General features: G+C 26.1%; 5 protein-coding genes. All 5 read left to right on the forward strand.

The annotated features are described in order from the left end of the window. Positions 1–150 precede the first annotated feature (150 nt). The 5 genes from leuB (at position 151) to repA (ending at position 5,896) form a co-directional block, all read left to right on the forward strand. Positions 151–1,278: a 3-isopropylmalate dehydrogenase gene (gene leuB / locus BUCIKOCA2762_RS02040; protein ID WP_154028939.1), complete on the forward strand. Its 1,128-nt coding sequence runs from the start codon at positions 151–153 to the stop codon at positions 1,276–1,278. Continuing rightward, positions 1,247–2,650 (forward strand): 3-isopropylmalate dehydratase large subunit, encoded by a 1,404-nt coding sequence (gene leuC, locus BUCIKOCA2762_RS02045; protein ID WP_154028941.1) that lies wholly within the window; start codon positions 1,247–1,249, stop codon positions 2,648–2,650. The genes leuB and leuC overlap by 32 nt, the downstream gene beginning before the upstream one ends. A 24-nt stretch (positions 2,651–2,674) precedes the next feature. After that, entirely contained in the window at positions 2,675–3,280 is a 606-nt protein-coding gene (leuD, locus tag BUCIKOCA2762_RS02050) for a 3-isopropylmalate dehydratase small subunit (protein WP_154028944.1), read from the forward strand. A gap of 125 nt (positions 3,281–3,405) precedes the next feature. Beyond that, the gene (gene leuA, locus BUCIKOCA2762_RS02055; protein WP_154028946.1) at positions 3,406–4,950 is read left to right on the forward strand and encodes a 2-isopropylmalate synthase; all 1,545 of its coding nucleotides are present in this window, start codon (positions 3,406–3,408) and stop codon (positions 4,948–4,950) included. A 100-nt stretch (positions 4,951–5,050) separates the two neighbouring features. Beyond that, positions 5,051–5,896, forward strand: coding sequence for a plasmid replication initiator RepA (gene repA / locus BUCIKOCA2762_RS02060; RefSeq protein WP_154028948.1), 846 nt, complete (start codon positions 5,051–5,053; stop codon positions 5,894–5,896). Positions 5,897–5,997: the final 101 nt, after the last annotated feature.

Consider the following 5,997-nt stretch of genomic DNA (forward strand, 5'->3'; position numbering starts at 1 on the left):
AAAAATTCAGGATTTATAGTAATAAAAAAAATTTTTTTTAAAAAATAAATGCAAAATAACTTTTAAAAAAATAAAAAAAAAAAAGACAATATATATTTTATATAGTATATTAATTAATAAGCCGTTTGAAAAAATATAAAAAGGTTAAAAATGAAAAAAATATTTAATATAGCAGTTTTACCAGGTGATGGGATTGGTCCTGAAGTTATGTTAGAAACGTATAAAATTTTAAATGTTATTAATAATAAATTCGGTTATAAAATTCATACTCATGAATTTGATATTGGTGGAATAGCTTTTGATAAATTTGGTACACCTCTGCCTAAAAAAACATTAGATGGGTGTATAAAATCGGATGCAATTTTATTTGGATCTGTTGGAGGAAAAAAATGGACATGTCTGTCTCGAGATAAACAACCTGAAAGAGGCGCTTTATTACCGCTTAGACGATTTTTTAATTTATTTATTAATATTAGGCCCATTAAGTTAAATAATGATTTAAAACAGCTATCTCCACTACGAGAGGGTATAATAAAAGATGGATTTGACATTTTATGTATTCGTGAATTAATAGGCGGTATATATTTTGGTTTGCCGAAAGGAAGAAATACATTCAATAAAAAAAATATTTCTGCTTTTGATACAGAAATTTATTCTACTAAAGAAATTGAAAGAATTGCAAAAATTGCTTTTCAATTATCATTAAAAAGAAAAAAACAAGTTTGCTCTATAGATAAAGCAAACGTATTAGAAAGTTCTTCTCTTTGGAGAGAAGTAGTAACAAATGTTTCTAAAAATTTTCCAGATGTTAAATTACAACATTTATATGTAGATAATGCTGCTATGCAATTAATCAAAAATCCTAATCAATTTGATGTAATCTTATGTTCAAATTTATTCGGAGACATTTTATCAGATGAATGCGCAATGTTAACAGGATCTATTGGAATGCTACCCTCAGCCAGCTTAAATAAAAATTTTTTTGGACTATTTGAACCAGCTGGAGGATCAGCTCCTGATTTAAAAGGTAAAAATTTAGCTAATCCAATTGCTCAAATTCTATCTTTGGCATTATTGTTTGAATATTCTTTAAATTTAAAACATATTTCGCAATATATTGAATTAGCTGTAATAAAAACTTTAAAAAAAGGATATCGAACTTTAGATATTTCTGATGGTAAAAATTATATTAGTACCAATCAAATGGGCACTAAAATTGCTAAAAAATTATCTGAGATAATAACTAATGAAAACTACATTATATCAAAAAATATTTAATTCACATTTAATATATAACAAGAAAAACATTACACCAATTATTTATATTGATTTACATTTAATACATGAAGTAACATCTCCTCAAGCATTTGCGGGATTAATAAAAAAAAATAGAAATGTACGAAGACCAACGCAAACATTTGCAACTATGGACCATAATGTACCTACTGTGTCTAGGAACATTAATAATTCTTCTAAAATGGCAAAAATACAAATGAATACTTTGTTAAAAAATTGTCAAAATTTTAATATTTCTTGTTATAATTTAACAAATATAAATCAAGGTATTGTACATATAGTAGGTCCCGAACAAGGAATGACTTTGCCGGGAATGACAATTGTTTGCGGAGATTCACATACATCAACTCATGGAGCTTTTGGCGCACTAGCATTTGGAATAGGTACTTCAGAAGTAGAACATGTATTAGCTACACAAACTTTACCACAGAATTATATGAAAAATATGCGAATACATATATATGGAAATCAAAAAAATAATATTTATTCTAAAGATATTATTCTAAATATTATTCATAAGATTGGTACTTCTGGAGGTACCGGATATGTTGTAGAGTTTACTGGTCCAGTTATACAAAATATGAGTATGGAAAGTCGAATGACTATCTGTAATATGGCAATTGAATTAGGAGCAAAATCTGGTATTATACAACCCGATAATGTTACTTATCAATATTTAAAAAATAAAAATTTTGTTCCTAAAAACCGTTCATGGAATGAATATAAAAAATTATGGAATATATTAAAATCTGGACCCAAAGCTATTTTTGAAAAAAATATATTTATTGATATATCTAATTTATCTCCACAAATCACATGGGGAACAAATCCATCTCAAGTAATTTCTATCAATAGCAAAATTCCAAAATTAAAAACTTTTAAAGATAAAAATTTACTAGAAAACGCAAAAAGATCACTAGATTATATGGGTTTAAAAGACGGTACCAGCTTGATTAATATCCCAGTTGATAAAGTTTTTATTGGATCATGTACAAACTCTCGAATTGAAGATTTACGAGTGGTCGCTTCAGTTGTTAAAAATAAAGTCATTGCTAACAATATAGAAGCTATCATTGTTCCTGGATCCGGTTTAGTTAAAAGACAAGCTGAAAAAGAAGGTTTGGATAAAATTTTTAAAAAATCTGGTTTTCAATGGAGACACGCTGGTTGCTCCATGTGTTTGGGTATGAATGAAGATCAGTTAAAACCTCAAGAAAGATGCGCATCTACCAGTAATAGAAATTTTGAAGGAAGACAAGGACCCGGAGGTCGAACTCATCTTATGAGTCCTTGGTTAGCAGCACAAACCGCTTTATACGGAAAATTCATTAATATTGAAAACTTTTATTCATAAACTTTATGAGATAATTTTAAAATAATGCAAAAATTTATAAAACACATTGGAGTTATAGTTGCTTTAGACATATCAAATATTGATACAGATATAATTATTCCAAAACAATTTTTACAAAAAATTGATAGAGTTGGATTTGGCAAAAAATTATTTTACAATTGGAGATTTTTAGATTCTTCAGGAAAAAAAGAAAATCCTAATTTTATTTTAAATAAAGATATTTATCGTAATGCTAGTATTTTATTAACACGCAATAATTTTGGATGCGGTTCTTCTAGAGAACATGCTGTGTGGGCTTTAATGGATTACGGTTTTAAAGTAATTATTGCTCATAGTTTTTCCGATATTTTTGTAAATAATTGCTTAAATAATCGTTTATTATTAATCTCTCTTCCTAAAAAATTAATAGATAAATTATTTTTTATATTAAAAATGAAATCCAAAATTATTTGCATGATTGATTTACTAAAAGAAATAATTATGGTGCATAACCATTCTATACAATTCAAAATTGATCCTATTAAAAAACAATCTATTATGTATGGATTTGATAATATCGATTATACTTTAAAACATGAAGAAAAAATAAATTTATATGAAAAAAATCATTCTATATATAATTTTTATTAAGATGATATTTTTAAATTTTACTTATTAACAATATTCTTCATTCAGAAAATTTTTTATTTTTAAAAATTTTCTGAAAATTAATAAATTTAGAACTTTATTCTACAAATTATATCAAAAGGTTTACTATGAAAGAAAAAATAATAATTTTTGATACAACGTTACGTGATGGTGAACAAGCTTTACCAGCTAGTTTAAATTCAAATGAAAAAATACAAATTGCATTAGCTCTAGAACGTATGGGAGTAGATATTATAGAAGCAGGTTTTCCTATTTCTTCACCGGGAGAATTTAAATCAATAAAATCTATTTCTAAAATAATTAAAACAAGTAAGATATGTAGTTTAGCTCGATGCTTGCCGAAAGATATTGATGTCGCTGCCCAAGCTATGGAACATGCCCAAGAAAATAGAATACATCTTTTTTTAGGAACTTCTAATTTACATGTAGCTTCTAAATTAAAAAAAAGCTTTAATGAAATAATAAACATGGCTGTTTCATCTGTTACTAGAGCTCGTAATTACACTAATGATATTGAATTTTCATGTGAAGATGCAGGAAGAACTTCATTAAAAAATTTGTACACAATTATTGAAGCTGTTATTGATGCTGGAGCTACTACAATTAATATCCCTGATACTGTAGGGTATACTACCCCTACTCAATTTAAAAAAATTATTCAATCTATTTTTCGTTATGTTAAAAATATAGATAAGGCTATAGTTTCCGTACACTGCCATAATGATTTAGGAATGGCTGTAGGTAACTCTATTAGCGCAATTGAGGCAGGTGCAAGGCAAATTGAAGGGACTATGAATGGTTTAGGTGAAAGAGCCGGAAATACAGCTTTAGAAGAAGTAATAATGGCCTTATATGTACATCACGATGTACTAAACAAATATACTAATATAAATTATAAAGAAATCTATAAAACTAGTAAAATAGTTAGTCAATTTTGTAATATGCCAATTTCAATAAACAAAGCTATTGTAGGAAAAAACGCATTTTCACATTCCTCTGGAATTCATCAAGATGGTGTCTTAAAAAATAGAGAAAACTATGAAATAATTGATCCTATTTCCATTGGGTTAAATAATTGTAAATTAAATTTAACTTCTCGATCTGGTAGAGCAGCTGTGGAACATCGCATGAAAGAAATGGGTTATCATAAAAGTGATTATAATTTAAATGAATTATATGTTGATTTTTTAAAACTAGCAGATAAAAAGGGACAAATTTTTGATTATGATTTAGAAGCTTTAGCTTTTTTTAAAAAACAACGAAATATCGAAGAATATTTTAAATTAGAATATTTTGATGTGCATACTAAATTATCGGGATTATCAGTAGCATCTATTATTTTAATGTGTGGTTCTCAAACAAATATTCAAAAAGCATCAACAAGCAATGGTCCTGTAGATGCTATTTATCAAGCTTTAAATAAAGCAACTTTATATCCTATTATTTTAAAAAAATTTAATTTAGTAGCTAATGGAGAAGGTAAAGATGCTTTAGGAAAAGTAGACATTGTTGTACAGTATAAACTACGAAATTTTCATGGTGTAGGTTTAGCTACTGATATTATTGAGGCATCAGCGCAAGCAATGGTAAACGTATTGAATTATATTTGGAAATCTACTGAAGTAAATAAAAGAATTAGAAAAATTAAATAAATAAATTATAAAAAATTATTTATACTATAAATAGTAGTATTTTATTTATTTAAAAATTTATTAAAAAATTTTTTATAAAAATTTAAATGATAGGTTATTTATGTTAGAAAAAAAATATGTATATAATCCATATCCACAATTTATTCAACCAGACAATTATAAAAAACGTCCAGCATTTATTAAATATGCAATGAAATATGCAGCTAAAATGGATGTTGCTCAAAACGAAGTTTATTTATCTATTCGCAAATTTACAAATCCGATTACAGGATATATTTTACCACGTAAAAGGCGATTAAATGAACATCGTGCACGAGCTTTGCGAGCTATGATACAAGCTATGTTATATCACTTTAACATAGCCACTACCTTAGTGATGGCCTCTGTTGAAAAATTATCTGATGTATGTGGTTTATCAACATATTCTAGCGTAGGTAATAAATCTATTACAAGAGCTTCTCGATTAATTACAGATTTTATGGAACCAATTGGTTTAATTAGTTGTCAAAAAATATGGGATAAAGTTTTAGGAATGTATATTCCTAAAATTATATGTTTAAAACCACTATTTTTTATGATGTTTAATATTTCTCAATTCAGATTAAAACAAATCAGAGTAGCACAATTAAAATGGATTAATAAGTATTTAAAAAAACAAGGAAAATCCAAAATAACATTTTTTGAAGCTGAACAACAAGCAAAAGAAAATCATATTCAGCGTGCTTTAAATTACAGGCAACATAAACATTTCATTAGTGAAAATCAAAGTAAAGCTACTCAAATAATTCAATTAGAAGAAAAATATGTCCGTTCATATATTTTAAAGAAATTAGTACAAAAATATTCTATTGAAGAATTATGTGATATTGGATTAATTAATTTAAAAAGAAAAGTAAATTTTGAGTATTTAAAATTAAAAAAATTAGCAGAATACTCTATCCCCTAAAACAATTCAATAGATTTCATTAAATATAGTAAAATAATTTTTTAATAAATATAAATTAAATAAAAAAATTTTAAAAGTAAATTTCGCTTAAAATCATTTTT

The organism is Buchnera aphidicola (Cinara kochiana kochiana), assembly GCF_900698905.1.
Classification (GTDB): Bacteria; Pseudomonadota; Gammaproteobacteria; order Enterobacterales; family Enterobacteriaceae; genus Buchnera_F; species Buchnera_F aphidicola_W.